Source organism: Pseudoalteromonas sp. APC 3250 (assembly GCF_030407915.1).
GTDB classification, from domain to species: domain Bacteria; phylum Pseudomonadota; class Gammaproteobacteria; order Enterobacterales; family Alteromonadaceae; genus Pseudoalteromonas; species Pseudoalteromonas tetraodonis.
Genome location: NZ_JASDCM010000002.1, coordinates 185,550 through 200,196, shown reverse-complemented (window position 1 = coordinate 200,196; position 14,647 = coordinate 185,550). Strand labels below are relative to the sequence as shown.

At 38.0% G+C, this 14,647-nt stretch carries 14 protein-coding genes; 10 read left to right on the top strand and 4 right to left on the bottom strand.

Annotated features, from left to right (window positions below; translation table 11 throughout):
- Nucleotides 1–36: 36 nt before the first annotated feature.
- From QL986_RS03300 to QL986_RS03285, 4 genes are all read left to right on the top strand, one after another.
- Nucleotides 37–393, top strand: coding sequence for a metalloregulator ArsR/SmtB family transcription factor (locus QL986_RS03300; protein WP_013462948.1), 357 nt, complete (start codon nucleotides 37–39; stop codon nucleotides 391–393).
- 16 nt (nucleotides 394–409) lie between these two features.
- Nucleotides 410–1,423 carry an ArsJ-associated glyceraldehyde-3-phosphate dehydrogenase gene (locus QL986_RS03295; RefSeq protein ID WP_290191173.1) on the top strand — a complete coding sequence of 338 codons (1,014 nt, stop codon included), beginning with the start codon at nucleotides 410–412 and terminating at the stop codon, nucleotides 1,421–1,423.
- Nucleotides 1,424–1,438: 15 nt separating this feature from the next.
- Nucleotides 1,439–2,659 carry an organoarsenical effux MFS transporter ArsJ gene (gene arsJ / locus QL986_RS03290; RefSeq protein ID WP_033102989.1) on the top strand — a complete coding sequence of 407 codons (1,221 nt, stop codon included), beginning with the start codon at nucleotides 1,439–1,441 and terminating at the stop codon, nucleotides 2,657–2,659.
- Nucleotides 2,660–2,772: 113 nt separating this feature from the next.
- Nucleotides 2,773–4,890, top strand: a complete 2,118-nt coding sequence (locus QL986_RS03285; protein WP_290191172.1) for a methyl-accepting chemotaxis protein — start codon at nucleotides 2,773–2,775, stop codon at nucleotides 4,888–4,890.
- A gap of 124 nt (nucleotides 4,891–5,014) precedes the next feature.
- Here QL986_RS03285 and QL986_RS03280 read toward each other — a convergent pair whose 3' ends face one another.
- A complete protein-coding gene (locus QL986_RS03280; RefSeq protein ID WP_013462952.1) occupies nucleotides 5,015–5,602 on the bottom strand; it encodes a TetR/AcrR family transcriptional regulator in 588 nt (195 codons plus the stop codon).
- Between the two features lie 113 nt (nucleotides 5,603–5,715).
- Between QL986_RS03280 and QL986_RS03275 the strand changes: the two genes are divergently transcribed.
- The gene (locus QL986_RS03275) at nucleotides 5,716–6,258 is read left to right on the top strand and encodes a carboxymuconolactone decarboxylase family protein (RefSeq protein WP_033102987.1); all 543 of its coding nucleotides are present in this window, start codon (nucleotides 5,716–5,718) and stop codon (nucleotides 6,256–6,258) included.
- Nucleotides 6,259–6,362: 104 nt separating this feature from the next.
- Here the strand turns inward: QL986_RS03275 and QL986_RS03270 are convergent, their stop codons facing one another.
- Nucleotides 6,363–6,893 (bottom strand): hypothetical protein, encoded by a 531-nt coding sequence (locus QL986_RS03270; protein WP_013462954.1) that lies wholly within the window; start codon nucleotides 6,891–6,893, stop codon nucleotides 6,363–6,365.
- 51 nt (nucleotides 6,894–6,944) lie between these two features.
- Between QL986_RS03270 and QL986_RS03265 the strand changes: the two genes are divergently transcribed.
- Entirely contained in the window at nucleotides 6,945–7,310 is a 366-nt protein-coding gene (locus QL986_RS03265; RefSeq protein WP_290191171.1) for a DUF1294 domain-containing protein, read from the top strand.
- A gap of 47 nt (nucleotides 7,311–7,357) precedes the next feature.
- Here the strand turns inward: QL986_RS03265 and QL986_RS03260 are convergent, their stop codons facing one another.
- Both QL986_RS03260 and QL986_RS03255 read right to left on the bottom strand, forming a co-directional pair.
- Nucleotides 7,358–7,702, bottom strand: a complete 345-nt coding sequence (locus QL986_RS03260) for a PEGA domain-containing protein (protein WP_028834242.1) — start codon at nucleotides 7,700–7,702, stop codon at nucleotides 7,358–7,360.
- 176 nt (nucleotides 7,703–7,878) lie between these two features.
- Nucleotides 7,879–9,852 carry a serine/threonine-protein kinase gene (locus tag QL986_RS03255; RefSeq protein ID WP_028834241.1) on the bottom strand — a complete coding sequence of 658 codons (1,974 nt, stop codon included), beginning with the start codon at nucleotides 9,850–9,852 and terminating at the stop codon, nucleotides 7,879–7,881.
- Between the two features lie 393 nt (nucleotides 9,853–10,245).
- Between QL986_RS03255 and tagH the strand changes: the two genes are divergently transcribed.
- Genes tagH through tssL form a run of 4 tightly spaced genes read left to right on the top strand, consistent with a single transcriptional unit; the run spans nucleotide 10,246 to nucleotide 14,644 of the window.
- On the top strand, nucleotides 10,246–11,517 hold the full coding sequence (tagH, locus tag QL986_RS03250; RefSeq protein ID WP_290191170.1) for a type VI secretion system-associated FHA domain protein TagH: 1,272 nt from the start codon (nucleotides 10,246–10,248) through the stop codon (nucleotides 11,515–11,517).
- 15 nt (nucleotides 11,518–11,532) lie between these two features.
- Entirely contained in the window at nucleotides 11,533–11,997 is a 465-nt protein-coding gene (gene tssJ, locus QL986_RS03245) for a type VI secretion system lipoprotein TssJ (RefSeq protein WP_013462959.1), read from the top strand.
- Between the two features lie 15 nt (nucleotides 11,998–12,012).
- Nucleotides 12,013–13,341, top strand: a complete 1,329-nt coding sequence (gene tssK / locus QL986_RS03240; protein WP_036955230.1) for a type VI secretion system baseplate subunit TssK — start codon at nucleotides 12,013–12,015, stop codon at nucleotides 13,339–13,341.
- 22 nt (nucleotides 13,342–13,363) lie between these two features.
- Nucleotides 13,364–14,644, top strand: coding sequence for a type VI secretion system protein TssL, long form (gene tssL, locus QL986_RS03235; RefSeq protein WP_013462961.1), 1,281 nt, complete (start codon nucleotides 13,364–13,366; stop codon nucleotides 14,642–14,644).
- Nucleotides 14,645–14,647: the final 3 nt, after the last annotated feature.

The following is a 14,647-nucleotide window of genomic DNA, read 5'->3' as shown; positions in this document are numbered from 1 at the left end:
TATATTGTTGTTGTATGCAAAACAAGACTACACTGTATGAATCAACTAAATCCTCTGCATTTTTTTAAATGTATCGCTGACGACACCCGCTTAAAGACAATACTGCTTATTGCGCATGAAGATGAGTTATGTGTATGTGAATTAGTGGCGGCACTTGATGTAAGCCAGCCTAAAATTTCACGGCATTTAGCTGTATTACGTCAATGCGGTTTGCTTGCTGATCGTAAGCAAAATCAATGGGTGTTCTATAGCTTAAATAAATCACTACCTGATTGGGCGAAAGATGTAATTACAAAAACATTACATGCCACCCCTACATTTTATGAGCATCAATTACAGCGTTTAAATGTGATGGGCAAGCGTCCTGAGCGAATTTTAAAATGCTGTGACTAACTAAAGGAATTTTATAATGACGATTAAAGTAGGCATAAATGGTTTTGGACGAATCGGACGTTTAACCTTACGAGCGGCAATTGATTGGCCTGAGGTTGAATTTGTACATGTTAATGATGTGGCTGCTGATGCGAAAACACATGCCCATTTATTAGAATTTGACTCGGTTCACGGGCGCCTAAAATATGAGGTGCAAGCCGATGATAATAGTTTTTCTGTAACAAAGCATACGGTTAAAGTAACGAATAATAAATCGATTGCAGAGACTGACTGGTCACAATGTGATGTGGTGATTGAAGCCAGCGGTAAAATGAAAACAACAGAATTACTTAACGCTTATTTAGCGCAAGGTGTAAAGCGTGTGGTTGTTACTGCCCCAGTTAAAGAAGAAAGTGTTTTAAATGTGGTAATAGGGGTGAACGATCATCTTTATAATCCGCAGTTACATAAAATTGTTACCGCGGCTTCATGCACAACAAATTGTTTAGCGCCTGTGGTAAAAGTATTGCAAGAAAAAGTAGGGATTAAGCATGGATCCATAACAACGATTCATGACATTACCAACACCCAAACCATTATAGATGCACCTCATAAAGATTTACGTCGCGCGCGCTCATGCGGAACAAGTTTAATTCCTACCACTACCGGCAGTGCAACGGCTATTACGCAGATATTCCCTGAGCTCAAAGGAAAATTAAACGGCCATGCGGTTCGAGTCCCCCTAACCAATGCATCAATTACTGATTGCGTGTTTGAACTAGAGCGTGGTGTAACCGAACAAGAAGTGAATGGATGGTTTAAGCAAGCGGCTAATAACAAGCTAAAAGGCATTTTAGGCTATGAAGAAAAGCCATTGGTATCTATTGATTACAAAACAGACCCTCGTAGCACAATTATAGATGCGCTTTCGACAATGGTTATAAACCACACTCAACTTAAACTCTATGCTTGGTATGACAATGAATGGGGTTATGCCAACCGGACTGCTGAGCTGATGCTCAAAGTAGGACAAAGTGATTTAGTAAACTAGTTCAGGGTATTGAAGATGTTTTCGCAAATCGCCAATTTACCATCGGCTTTAAAACAGTATGGCATTATTACGGGTAATTACTGGGCTTTTACACTAACAGATGGCGCACTTCGCATGCTGGTGGTGCTGTATTTTCATCAGTTAGGGTATGGCGCGCTCGCGATTGCCATGCTGTTTGTGTTTTATGAGTTATTTGGGGTTATTACTAACTTAATTGGCGGTTGGTTAGGTGCGCATTTAGGTTTAAATAAAACCATGAACATAGGATTAGGGTTGCAAGTTGTGGCTTTAGCTATGTTGTGTGCACCAAGCGATTGGTTATCGGTAAGTTATGTAATGTTAGCGCAAGCCTTAAGTGGGGTTGCCAAAGATCTCAATAAAATGAGCGCTAAAAGTGCGATTAAATATTTAGTTCCCGAAGGTGACAATCAGCAAAGCCAATTATACAAATGGATTGCTATATTAACGGGCTCTAAAAATGCATTAAAAGGAGTTGGCTTCTTTTTAGGGGGGCTATTACTTACTTTACTAGGATTTGTTGGAGCGTTAGTTGCTTTAATTATGCTTTTAACTATCGCTTGGATCATTAGCTTAGTGTATTTAGAGGGTGATATAGGCAAAGCTAAAAATAAACCAAAATTTAAAGCGTTATTTTCTAAGTCTAGGGCAATTAATTTACTCAGTGCCGCTCGGTTTTGTTTATTTGCTGCTCGTGATGTATGGTTTGTTGTTGCACTGCCTGTTTATTTAGCCTCGCAATTTAATTGGCCACACTGGTGGGTTAGTGGTTTTATGGCACTATGGGTGATTGCTTATGGGGTAGTGCAATCTCAAGCACCAAAAATTACAGGCAAGTCACTTGTCAGTAATGATGCGATAAAGAAAGCGTATTACTGGGGGGGAGTATTGGCGTGTGTCACCTTGTTATTAGCTTGTTTGATGCAGTTGAATATAGCTGTAAACACTACGCTAATTGTTGGGTTATTTATTTTTGGTGCTGCATTTGCTATTAACTCATCATTACACAGTTATTTGATTGTCAGCCTTGCTAAAAGTGATGGTGTTTCTCTGGATGTAGGTTTTTATTACATGGCTAACGCTGCAGGAAGACTGGTCGGGACAGTACTTTCTGGTTTTATGTATAAAGTATATGGACTGCAGGCCTGTTTGTGGGTAAGCGCTAGCTTACTTTTTCTCGTTTGTTTACTCACTCAACGGTTAACTAAACAAAGTTAGCCGAACACTAAATACTAAAATAAGTCACTAAACGGTATTTCTGAAATATTTTATAGTATGTTCTTTTAATTGGTCTAAACTAAAAAATACATATGTAAGGTAAGGTAATTTTAATGCGGGAAATAGCGTTAGCAAAAAAGTTATTGTGGATAAGTGTTGGAAGTATACTTTTAACGGTTGTACTATTTTCAGGAATATTGTGGTCTAAATTATCATCAAGTAATGCACAAACCTCTTCAGAGGCAGAAGCATTAATTGTCAGTGAAGTAGATGGTCGCTTAACCGCAAATGCAGCAGCATATGGTGAGAAAATTGCGGCATTTATCAATGAAGCTTATCGGATCCCATACGCTCTTGGCAGTATTTTAGAAGACGCCGATAAAACATCCATAAACAGAGAGTCTGTTGTTCTACTAAATCGCTCAATACTAGAAAGCAATGATGTTATTTCTAGTATTTACTCACAGTTTGAAAAAAATGGCTTTGATGGCAAAGATAGTGATTTTACCCAAGGGTACGATCATTCAGTTGCTGGAGCTGGCACACTAGAGGTTTATCTAACGAGAAGTTCGAACGGCGTTGTTGAACAACAAGTAGTAGAAGATGCCTCAGAAAAATATGTTGATAAAATTAATGAATTCGGTTTACGTGAAGCCGAATGGTACTTATGTGCAAAAGACAAATTAAAACCCTGCATTATGGAACCCTACCTCTATGAAATAACACCGGGTTATTCTGAAATGATGACCTCTTTAGTGGTACCTATTATTAAATCAGGCCAGTTTGTAGGGGTAACAGGCGCGGATATTACACTACCTGTATTTCAAAAATTGACAGAAGAGCTTTCAAAAGCGCTTTACGATGGTAAAGCAAAAGTAACGTTACTTAGTCATTTAGGTTTAATTGTAGGTACGAGCCACTACAAAGAAAAACTAGGTCGCCCTTTAAAAGAAGCGGTTAGCGCTAAAAGTTATGAGAGTTATAAAGCTCTAAAAGGCACCAAAGGAACAAACAAACAAGGCGCTGAAATAATGGTGTCTTACCCGATTGAAATTAAGCTTGCTGATGTGAAATGGATGCTGCTAATTGAAGTACCCGCTGAACTTGCCTTTGAAGGACCTATTCAATTAACTGCTGGGATGTCTGAGGCTGCAAAAGAGCTGGGTGTGATTATTTTGATCACGGGGACTGTGATTGCGGTATTGGCATTTATAGTAATGAAGCTTGTAGTAGGCAGTGTTGTAGCGCCACTTAAACAAATACAAGAACGTGTAGATAACCTAGCCAGCTCTGAAGGTGATTTAACACAAACACTACATGTTGATACGCATGCTGAGCTTATAGCTTTGGCCGGAGGATTTAATAAGTTTTTATCAAAACTGCGTGAACTTATTAGTGAGCTAAAAGCGGTCTCGGATCAAACCAAGCATCAAGGCGAAGTTACCTCAAATATTGCCGTAGAAACCAAGCATAATGTTCAGGCACAGTTTAAAGAAATTGAAAGTGTTGTGACGGCAATGAACGAAATGAGCGCGACAGCACTTGAAGTGGCAAAAGCTTCTGAGCAATCTGCGCAACAAGCTGATGAAATCAATACCTTAGTGGTTAGCAGCGAGTCGAGTTTATCTTCTGCGATGACCCAAGTTAAAACAATGTCTGAGGAAATCAAAGAAGCCAACCAAGCAGTCGAAAAAGTGGCCTCACGTAGTAATGATATTACGCAAATTTTGGATGTGATCCGAACTATTTCTGAGCAAACAAATTTACTGGCATTGAATGCCGCCATTGAGGCTGCACGTGCAGGTGAACATGGCCGAGGTTTTGCTGTTGTTGCGGATGAAGTTAGGGCTTTAGCGTCTAAAACTCGCTCATCCACCGATGATATTAGCAGCCTAATTGATAGCTTGTTATCAGAAGTAGGAAATGCCTCAACTGTCATTGAAAAAGGCGTTGTACGTGCTGAAAATGCAGTTGATGAAACTTCTACTGCCTTTGATGCACTGCACAGTGTTGTTGTAAAAGTGGATGAAATAACTAACCAAATCACCCATATTGCAACCGCAGCTGAAGAGCAAAGTTTGGTCACTGAAGAAATAAATCGTAATTTAACTATTATTTCTGATGCGGCATCTCACCTCTCTGATTTATCTGCTCAGGCAGGCGATAGCAGCCAAGAACTCAATAAGTTGGTTGCACAGCAAGACGCTGAGCTGAATAAGTTGAAAACGTAAATTTTTTATTTAGAGTTAAACAAGCGGCTAATTTAATACAGATTAGCCGCTTTTTTATACGCTGAATAATCAAACGGAATATAAAAAGAGTTTATTTAAGCGCAAAGACAAGCACCCAATAGGATTACAGTTTTTTGATTAGTACAAACATTTGGTTGATCATCGGCATCGCCAAATGCTCGACTGCAGGGCGATTAAAGTAACCTCGTAATCCTGTAAATTGCACTTGGAAAAATTGTGCGTATGCAGTTGCAGTTAAATCACCGCTTAGCTCACCATTTTCAATAGCGCGGGTAAACAATGTGGTTAAATAAGATTCAAATTTAGTCAGTAAGCCTGCGCTTAACTCACTTAAAGCCGTGTCTTTTTCAGCAAATTCGGTATTTGCTTTTACTAACATACAAATAGCACTTGGACTGCAGTCCTTGGTTTTAATAATTACATTTTCAACAAATGCCCGCAAACCACCTAAAATCGAATCAGAGTTTGCTATAAAGCCCTCAATTTGGCTTTTCATCTGTACGGTGTAGTCTTTTAAAGATTCGCTGTATAACCCCTCTTTAGAGCCAAATGCAGAGTAAATACTTCCTGGTCGCATATTTATAGCTTCCTGTAAATCGCGGGTAGAAGTAGCATGAAAGCCTTTCTCCCAGAACAGCTGACTTGCCACGCGAACAACATGTTCACGTTCAAATTTAATTTTATTGGCCATAATAGTTTCTATTAATTTGAGCGACTGTTCAATTTTAACTTGAGCGACCGCTCAAAATCAAATAATATGTTTCTCAACACGACTTAATACTATTTATTATATAGGAGCAAACTATGGCTGAATTTACCTTATACACGCAAGAAAATGCATCAGCAGAGGCAAAACCTTTATTAACAGACTCTGTCGCCGCTTTTGGAATGTTGCCTAATCTTCATGCTGTGATGGCTGAGGCACCAACATTGCTAAAGGGTTATCAAGTACTGCATGAGTTATTTCAAAAAACATCGTTTAATGCACAAGAGTTAACGGTTGTTTGGCAATCAATTAATGTTGAGCACGAGTGCCATTATTGTGTGCCAGCACACAGTGGTATAGCGGCTGCCATGAAGGTTGATGAGAATATTGTGGATGCATTAGTCAATAAAACCCCGCTTGCTGATCCTAAACTTGAGACACTTCGTGAGACAACGCTTGAAATGACACGAGAACGTGGTGTGTTAAGTCAGTCACAGCAGGAAAAGTTTTTTGCAGCAGGGTATACAAAACAACAGCTTCTTGAAATTGTGTTGGGTCTTGCGCAAAAGGTGATGAGTAATTACACCAACCACCTTGCAGATACGCCTGTTGATAATGCGTTTAAAAAATTTATAAAGTAACTTAAGATCAGTGTTCTAGTTCAAAATCGTAATTATTAATGGCTAGAACACTGTTTTTTAAAGAACTAATACGTTTTTAGGTATTACAAGGCAATAAGTAAAACTTATTTAAACTTTACTTCTTTATTGCTGCGATGGTAGGTGCGAATTTGCGGCTTAGTCCATTCACCTTTTTTTAAATAACTGGTGGAAACAACAAATTGCTCATCCTTGAATTCACTAGTTGATTTAACTTTAGTGATGCCCTCTTGGCTGCCAGTGACGTCTTCATAAGCAACAAATTGTGTTGGGCTCAACACTTTCATGACTCCTTTGGTATAAAAGCCAGCCGTAGTAAAATAATAAAATACTAATGACTGTTTTTTGCGATCATAGAAAATCATTGATTCGCCCCCATACTCACCTTCATTTATAGAATGCGTAGTGCGAATGGCTTTACCATTTAAGGTGCGCTCCCATTTGGTCACATCTTGGGTTGGAAGCGGGTTTTTATCTATATGAAAATCAGCTTGCCAAGTACCTAAGTAAGGAGTGAATACCGCAAGCTCAGGCTCTAGTAAATCCGTTTTATTATTTGCTTGAATACTGAATATACATAGTGAAAACAGCAGCATCGAAGCCTTTAAATATGTCATAATTTAACCTTGGTGTTTCTTTTAATTATCTTCATTATAGGCGATTATTTTTTGATAAAAAGTAGCTTAATTATATTTTCCAGCTTGTTTATAGCCTTATTTTGGTTAGCTTACTTAAACAATGGAGTTGAAATGTACTTACCCATATATGTTTCATCGATCAGCTGTATTACATTTGTATATTACGCATGGGATAAGCGAAAAGCGGTACAATCAAACCATAAAAAAGTGAGTCGTATACCTGAACGACACTTACATCTATTGGCTTTATTTGGAGGATGGCCCGGTGCACTTATTGCGCAGCAAAGTTTACGACATAAGTCACAAAAGCGAGTCTTTATTGCAGTGCTATGGGTATGTATTGTGGTTAATATTAGTGTAATTAGTTACGCGTGGTTTGCCTATTACCGTATTTAAAATGCCTTTATTGAGCGTAATAAAGGCATTTTAAATTGATCATTCGCTTATTGCGCAGACTGGCTTAGCTGTTTTTCATCTAGCTCAATAGTTAAGATGGTTTTTTTGTCAACCGTTACCCATTTCCTATAAGTCACATAACCTGCTTTACTTACTTCGATATCATATTTACCTGCATCTAGTTCAATAGCGTCTTGATATACAGGCACTATATTCATAATACGTACTCTAGAGTCAGCAGGGTTAGTAATAACAGTCAGTGATATTGGCGCATTCTCTTCGCTAACTTGAGGCGTTGGCTCAATAACTACTTCCTCTGTTTTATTTACACTAGAAGTTGTCGAACAACCCGTAAGTATAACGGCTGCAGCTAATAAGCTTAAATTTTTCATAGGTACTCCATTAATTATAAAAAGTCTAAATATTTTAAAATCTTGGCGGAGTGTATGATGATGGAAATGCACTCGTCGTCCTTGACTTTATTATGTATATTTTGGGTTAGTCTAATAGCTAACTAATCTATATTCAATTATATCTGTGTTATTTTTGAGCAATAAATAAGAGTTGTTTAAAGCATATTGTCTAACGATTGCGTGATGGCCTCACTTTTTTCAACCAAACGTTCAGCTGCTTTATACATTCTTTTTTTCATTAAATCGTTCGCTGTACTAATGTAACGTCTCGATAATTCTTTTCTAAGCGATACTAAAAGAGAAAAATCGTTGGGTAGTGCTGTCGATTCGGATTTAATAAACTCTTCAAATTCCATTAAAGCTTTATGATCTTCAATAGTTTCTAATTGTGCAGAAAAGCGTTGAAACTTTGGACCATAAAAAACGACCGCATCGGCACGAGGAAACTCAGCTTGTTCGCCTAAATTAATCTTTTGTTGGTATGCGGTTAGTGCATTAATTGCAGACTCACGCTTCATTAAATTAGCAAGAAGCTCTTCTGCTTTTTTGTTATTTGAAAATACAATTTTACCCACATTTAAAAGTACTTTTTGTGTGATGACATCATCGCTTTCTATGGCTGTGTTTAACGCAACAGTAAAGTTATCAAGATGCAGATCCGTTGGTTGATAACGGTAAGTTTTATCTACTTCTTTTAGATCTTTAACGAGATGAGCAATACTATTGGGCTGGTCTTCGTTGTAGCGTGATTGTTCGAGTAATAAATCTATTCTCGCGGTAATATCAAAAATAATTGATTGGCGCTCCCTCAATACACTTTCTAATTGCATCGAAAGCTTTTCTGAATCGGGATAGTAGTTCAGTGCATTAGAATAGACCGCTATTATTTTATCAAAATCTTTAAATTTACGGCCCGCAATATTATTAAACTGGCTTGCTTCATCATTAAAGCTATCTAATATACTTTGCTGATTTGATCTGAGTAATCCTTGTTTAAGCACCTCATACTGTGGCGGAATTTGTTCTAGCTTGTTTAAAATAGTAGGGCCTTGCCAAGACATCCATGCTTCCACTTGTTGGTTGATTGCCTTGGCGTTATCAAGTTGTGCCTGTAATTGCTTGGTATTATCTGAGCTTGAAAAATAATTTTGAGTGATTAAGGCAATAATTGCCACACTAGCCACACTGGCAAAAATAGCGGGTTTTAAGTTTACTTTTAGCGTTTTTGAAATTTGTTCTAGTGAATCGAGTCTTTGGCTGGCGCTTAAAGATAATGCTTTATGTAAATTTTTCCATAAAAGGAGAGGGCAATTACTTGGTTTTTTTACAGTAGTATTTTTAGGAACTTTATCTGCAGCAATGCGGTTAAATGGGTGCTTACTGCTTAGAAGCTCATAAGCAATACAGGCAAATGAAAATACATCATCTTTAATGGATGCTTCGCCGCCTTTTAGCTGCTCAGGGCTAGCATACGTTGGAGTATAACCACCAATGGTTGCAAACTCACTTTCGTTTTTAACAGCATATTGGTCGTCCAAACTTTTGTGTTTAGCAATACCAAAATCAAGCACTTTGAGGTTACCATTAGAGTCAAAAATAATATTCGAAGGCTTAAGATCATTATGTATTACGCCACGTGAGTGGGCATATATAAGGGCGTCAGTTAATTGCTCTAAAATAATTTTCGCTTTTTTAAACGCTAAACCTGATGGTTTATTTCGCTTAATAATTTGTTCTAGAGTTTCTCCCTCAATGAGCTCCATAGTGACATAATATAAATCGCCATCAGAGTCTGCTGAGTACACTTTTACAATACTAGGGTGAGCAAGTTGTTGTGTTTTTGCTGTTTCATCTTTCAATAATGAAATAGCTTCTTCAGAGTTGGAAAACTCTTCTTGGAGCACTTTTATAGCGACCGATGCTTCAGAGCGACCGCTGTTTTCTAAAAAGGTATCTCGCGCACGATATATGTAACACATTCCACCTTGCCCGATGAGCTCTTCAATTAGGTAGCGATCGGATATCTTTTTGCCGAGGAGGTTTTGTTTATGGATGCTTGATGTTTTTTTTGTGCTGGAGTCTAGAGAAGCAATCTGAGTTTTATCGTTGTTATCATTAATATTGCTCATTAAAAAATCCTTTTATTGTGTTTAGTTAAATAATTATAAAGGTAAATAATCTCTACTTACCTATCAATTTTCCCTCTGATATAAGCATGTATTTTACAAAAATATACAATTATAGCAATGCCTGAATAGCATATTGTTGCCGGTGAACTCGCTTTATAGTGAATTGAAAAAGTCGGTTTAAAGCCAGAAGATGTCTCTAAAGTGTTTATTTTTGGCCTAGTTAAAAAGCATTAAAAAGAAAAGTAACAAACGCCGTCGATGAGTATATAGGGCGTATTGTTTTAGAGACAAAATCTACAATGCGACATTTTCCTGTGTTAATTTCAATGTTGACAATAGTTTCGCTTCTACTTTATCCTGTTCACAATAATGCTATAGGGACTGACTTATCAAATGGAACTGATACTAAACATCACTAGTTATCACAGACTTTCGCCTGAAATCGAAGCTACCAAAACGGTAAAAGATTCACTCACTTTTGGCCGTTCTGAGGGATGCGATTGGCATCTCCCCGATCCTGAAAAAATTATCTCCAGTAAGCACGGTAGAATTGAAAAAGAAGGCGATTCTTTTTATATATACGATAATTCAACCAATGGTTTGTTTATTAATTTTGCAGTGGCGCCTTTAGGTCAAGGTAATAAACAACGTTTGTCAGATAGTGATGTCTTAACTATTGGTGATTTTCAGGTTGATGTTAGTTTAGCTGATGAGCCACACGCAGATATTAGTAATCCTATTACTTCAAACAGTTCTCAACAAGCAAATACATTTGCTTCACATAGCAGTCAAACTGCAGAGTCTGCGCCGTTATTCAATGATTCAATTATGAATGAGTCTATGCCTGCGGTATCTGTAATTTCACAACAAGCAACAGTGGATAATCATATTCCAGAAGATTGGGATGAACTAACTCGCCTTATGAATACCGATGAGTTTGATCTTGGTAATGACGAAGTGAATTCTTCAGCGCCAGTTGACACTCCAGCTCCAATAAAAGAAAGCGCACCGACTAAACGTTATAATGCTGAGCAGCAAGCTGTAAAACAAACAGCGCCTGTAAAAAGCTTTGCTCAAAATGATAAAGTGTTTTGTGATGCCTTTTTAAACGGATTGGGGATTAAGGATGAGCTTAAAAGTGCTCTAGATAATGAAAAGCTGTGGTTTGAGATGGGGCAGGGCTTAAGTTTATTACTGACAGAGCTCATGGAATCTTTACGCCAACGCGCGATTGTAAAGAACAAATTAAGACTGAACCATACAATGTTTCAGACCGAACAGAACAACCCATTGAAGTTTTCTGCCAATATTGATGATGTTATTCAGAACTTGTTCATAAAAAATAGTGCAAGCTTTCTGTCTTCGAATGAATCTATTAAAGAAAGCTTTGTAGATACACGCAAGCACGAGCAAGCACTGCTCGCTGGTGCAGATGGCGTGCTCAAAGGGATGTTATCGCAAGTTTCTCCCGTGCAAATTAATCAACAGGCAAACGATAATTCTAACGTGTTAAAAATTATTCCAGGCCAAATAGAGTCTAAATGCTGGAAGTTATATCAAAGTTTATATGATGATATTTCTCAGGAAGTTAACGCGAAAGGCGCTATAGCTATGTCTGATGATTTTTTAAAAGCATATAACGATCGAATCAAAGAAACGCTCTAGAAAGGAAAGTAAATAATGCATAAAGTTAAGCTCTATTTAATGAGTTTTAGTTTACTATTTTTGGTACTGGGATGTACTACGATGAATAAAATCGTACCTCCTTCTACAGATCTGATCATCAATGTATCTAAAAATGTTAATCCGGATACATCAGAACGCCCTTCTCCGGTGGTGATGAAAATTTTTGAGTTGAGCTCAAGAACAATTTTTGACACGCAGGATTTTTTTAGTTTATACGATACGCCAGAAAAGATATTAGGCCCTGATTTATTAAAAAAGGATGAGTTAGAGCTTCAGCCTGATTCAGTACAGCAATATAAAATGAGCCTTAATCGTAATACTCGTTATGTTGGGGTTGTTGTTGCTTACAGAAATATAGACCAAGCAAGGTGGAGAGCGGTTATTGAAGTTGACCCCACCGGTTATGACGACATCAATGTAAATGTAGAAGCGATTGCTACATATATGAGAGAGCAATAAAAAAGGATTTTTAAAATGAGTGATAACACTCGTGTTGCTTGGACTGAGGGGATGTTTTTAAGACCTCAGCACTTTCAGCAATCAGATAAATATATTTCAAATGTGATTAAGCAAGTATGCAGTGGAAACCTTGCTGATCCATGGGGAATAATAGATATTAGTATTGATAATGAATTACTTAACAGTGGTCAATTCGCTGTGGATTCATTAACTGCAATTACCCCGGATCTACTGCCAATTGATATGCCTCAGTCAACCTCTTTACCTGAGCCTTTAGTGGTTAATAAAGATGTGTTTGACGAAGTTGTTTATTTGGCTATTCCTGCGCTAAAAAATAGTGGCGTTAATATATCGTCAACTGACGATAATATGGTTACTCGCTATAAGCTTAACGATTTGGCAGTGAGTGATGACTTATTGGGAGCGCAGTCTCAAGAAATAATTCAAGTTGCAAAAGTATACAGTAAGTTGATGCTGTCTTCTGATGATCATTCAGGGTATATCGTGTTGCCTTTAGCACGAATAGTGGATGTGAGCAGCGAAGGGCAAATAAAGTTAGATGCAAAGTACATTCCTCCCTCTTTAAAAGTAGGGCAGTGTAAACCTTTATCGGGGCTAGTGAGAGAAATTGGCTCAATGATAAAGCAACGCGCTGAAAGCATTGCTGCTAGGTTGTGCCAAGGTTATGCGGGTAGTACGTCAGTTGCAGATTTTATAATGCTGCAAACACTAAATAAATATGACGCGATATTTAATAATTTGCTCAGCGTTAATAGTTTACATCCGAACGTGTTTTATAGCCGCTTAATTGAACTGGCAGGTGAGTTATCAACCTTTAGCACGGCTAATAAAAGAGTGCCTAAATTACCTAATTATGATCACACAAATTTAGGGCAAGTGTTTAGTGAAGTGGTTAACTTTTTATACCAATCATTAAGCCATGTAATTGAGCAAACCGCGACTGAAATTAAGCTTGAACAAAGTAAGTTTGGTATTTCGTTTGGTGCCTTAAAAGATAAATCTATTTTAAATTCAGCGCAGTTTGTTTTAGCAATTAAAGCAAGCGTTCCGCATGAAGAGTTGAGAAAAATTCTACCTTCGCAAATTAAAATTGGCAGCGTTGAAACCATTCGTGATCTTGTTAACAACCAGATCCCAGGTATTACAATTAGTAACTTGCCAACAGCGCCAAGACAGATCCCTTACCATGCTGGTTTTCATTATTTTGAATTAAATCGCCATGGTGAACATTGGGAAAAACTGCGCTCCAGCGGAGGAATTGCTATCCACCTCTCAGGAAGTTACCCAGAACTCCAATTAAGCCTTTGGGCTATTAGAACTTAACTTTTTAAAAGGAAGAGTTTCAATGGACGAAACCATTATAAAACCACGCCCTGGCCGACTAGGGCGAAATACCCCAAGCAGTGGTGCAGCGCAAAATGATGCTGATAAAACCGTTATGTCGGTTGAGCCACCCTCTGCAAAGCCGATGAGCAATAATAAGGTATCAATTTTTAAAAATCCCTTGTTAGAAGCGGCAACAGATTGCTTTTCTCTTGTGATATCCATAAATCAATCGCTTGAAATGAGCAATCTAGCAGCGCTCAAACACCGCTGTGTTGAGGCTATAAAGCGTTTTGAAGTGGAAGTCCGTAACCAGCACCTATCAAAAGAAGTGATTAATAATTCACGCTATTGCCTATGCGCTATTCTTGATGAGTCTGTATTGAATTCAAAGTGGAGCTCAATGGAGTGGGCTGATGAAAGTCTGCTGTCGACTTTTCACAAAGAAACCTTTGGTGGTGAATATTTTTATACTCTACTTGATGCCGGGTTAGGGCAACCTGAAAAAAACAAACAGTTTTTGGAGTTGCAATACCACTGTTTAAACTTAGGCTTTAAAGGGAAATATCGATTAGATGCCGGCGGCGATACAAAAGTCGAAGAGTATCGTTCACAGCTTTATCATTTACTCAATCAGCTTGATGGCCCGATTAATAATAAACTATCTCCAAACTGGCAACAAAGAGTTGCTGCAGGTGTTGAACTAAGAAATCAAGTGCCACTGTGGGTCATATTTTCTGTGCTGGGGCTGATATTATTGATGATTTATCTATCAATAAATATGAAGCTAAATAACGATGTTTTTGCGATTAATGAAAAACTAGCGGGCATTCATCCGTTAGCTGTTAATCAAACGGTTGATAAAAAAGATCAGCAGCTGCGTGTACTTGAACAGTTACTACAAACAGAAATTAAAATGGGGATTGTTGCTGTTGCAAAAAATTCCGATGGGATCCGCATAACGATAAACAGTGAAAATTTGTTTAAACAAGGGGATTCTCAACTACTTCCATCATTTCAGCCTATTTTAGAAAAGTTAGCGTTAAGCTTAGAGGGAACTAAAGGGCGAGTGCTTATAACGGGCCACACAGATGACTTACCAATTAGTACAGATAAGTATCCTTCTAATTGGCATCTTTCTTTAGCCAGAGCAACACAGGTTGCTAATTTAATGGCTAAAAGTACCAACTTAAGCGGTCGTTTATGGCCAGAAGGAAAGGGCGCTGCAGAGCCTATCGCCAGCAATTCAGATTCAGCTTCTCGGTCATTAAACCGACGAATTGAAATCGATCTATTATTTTAATGA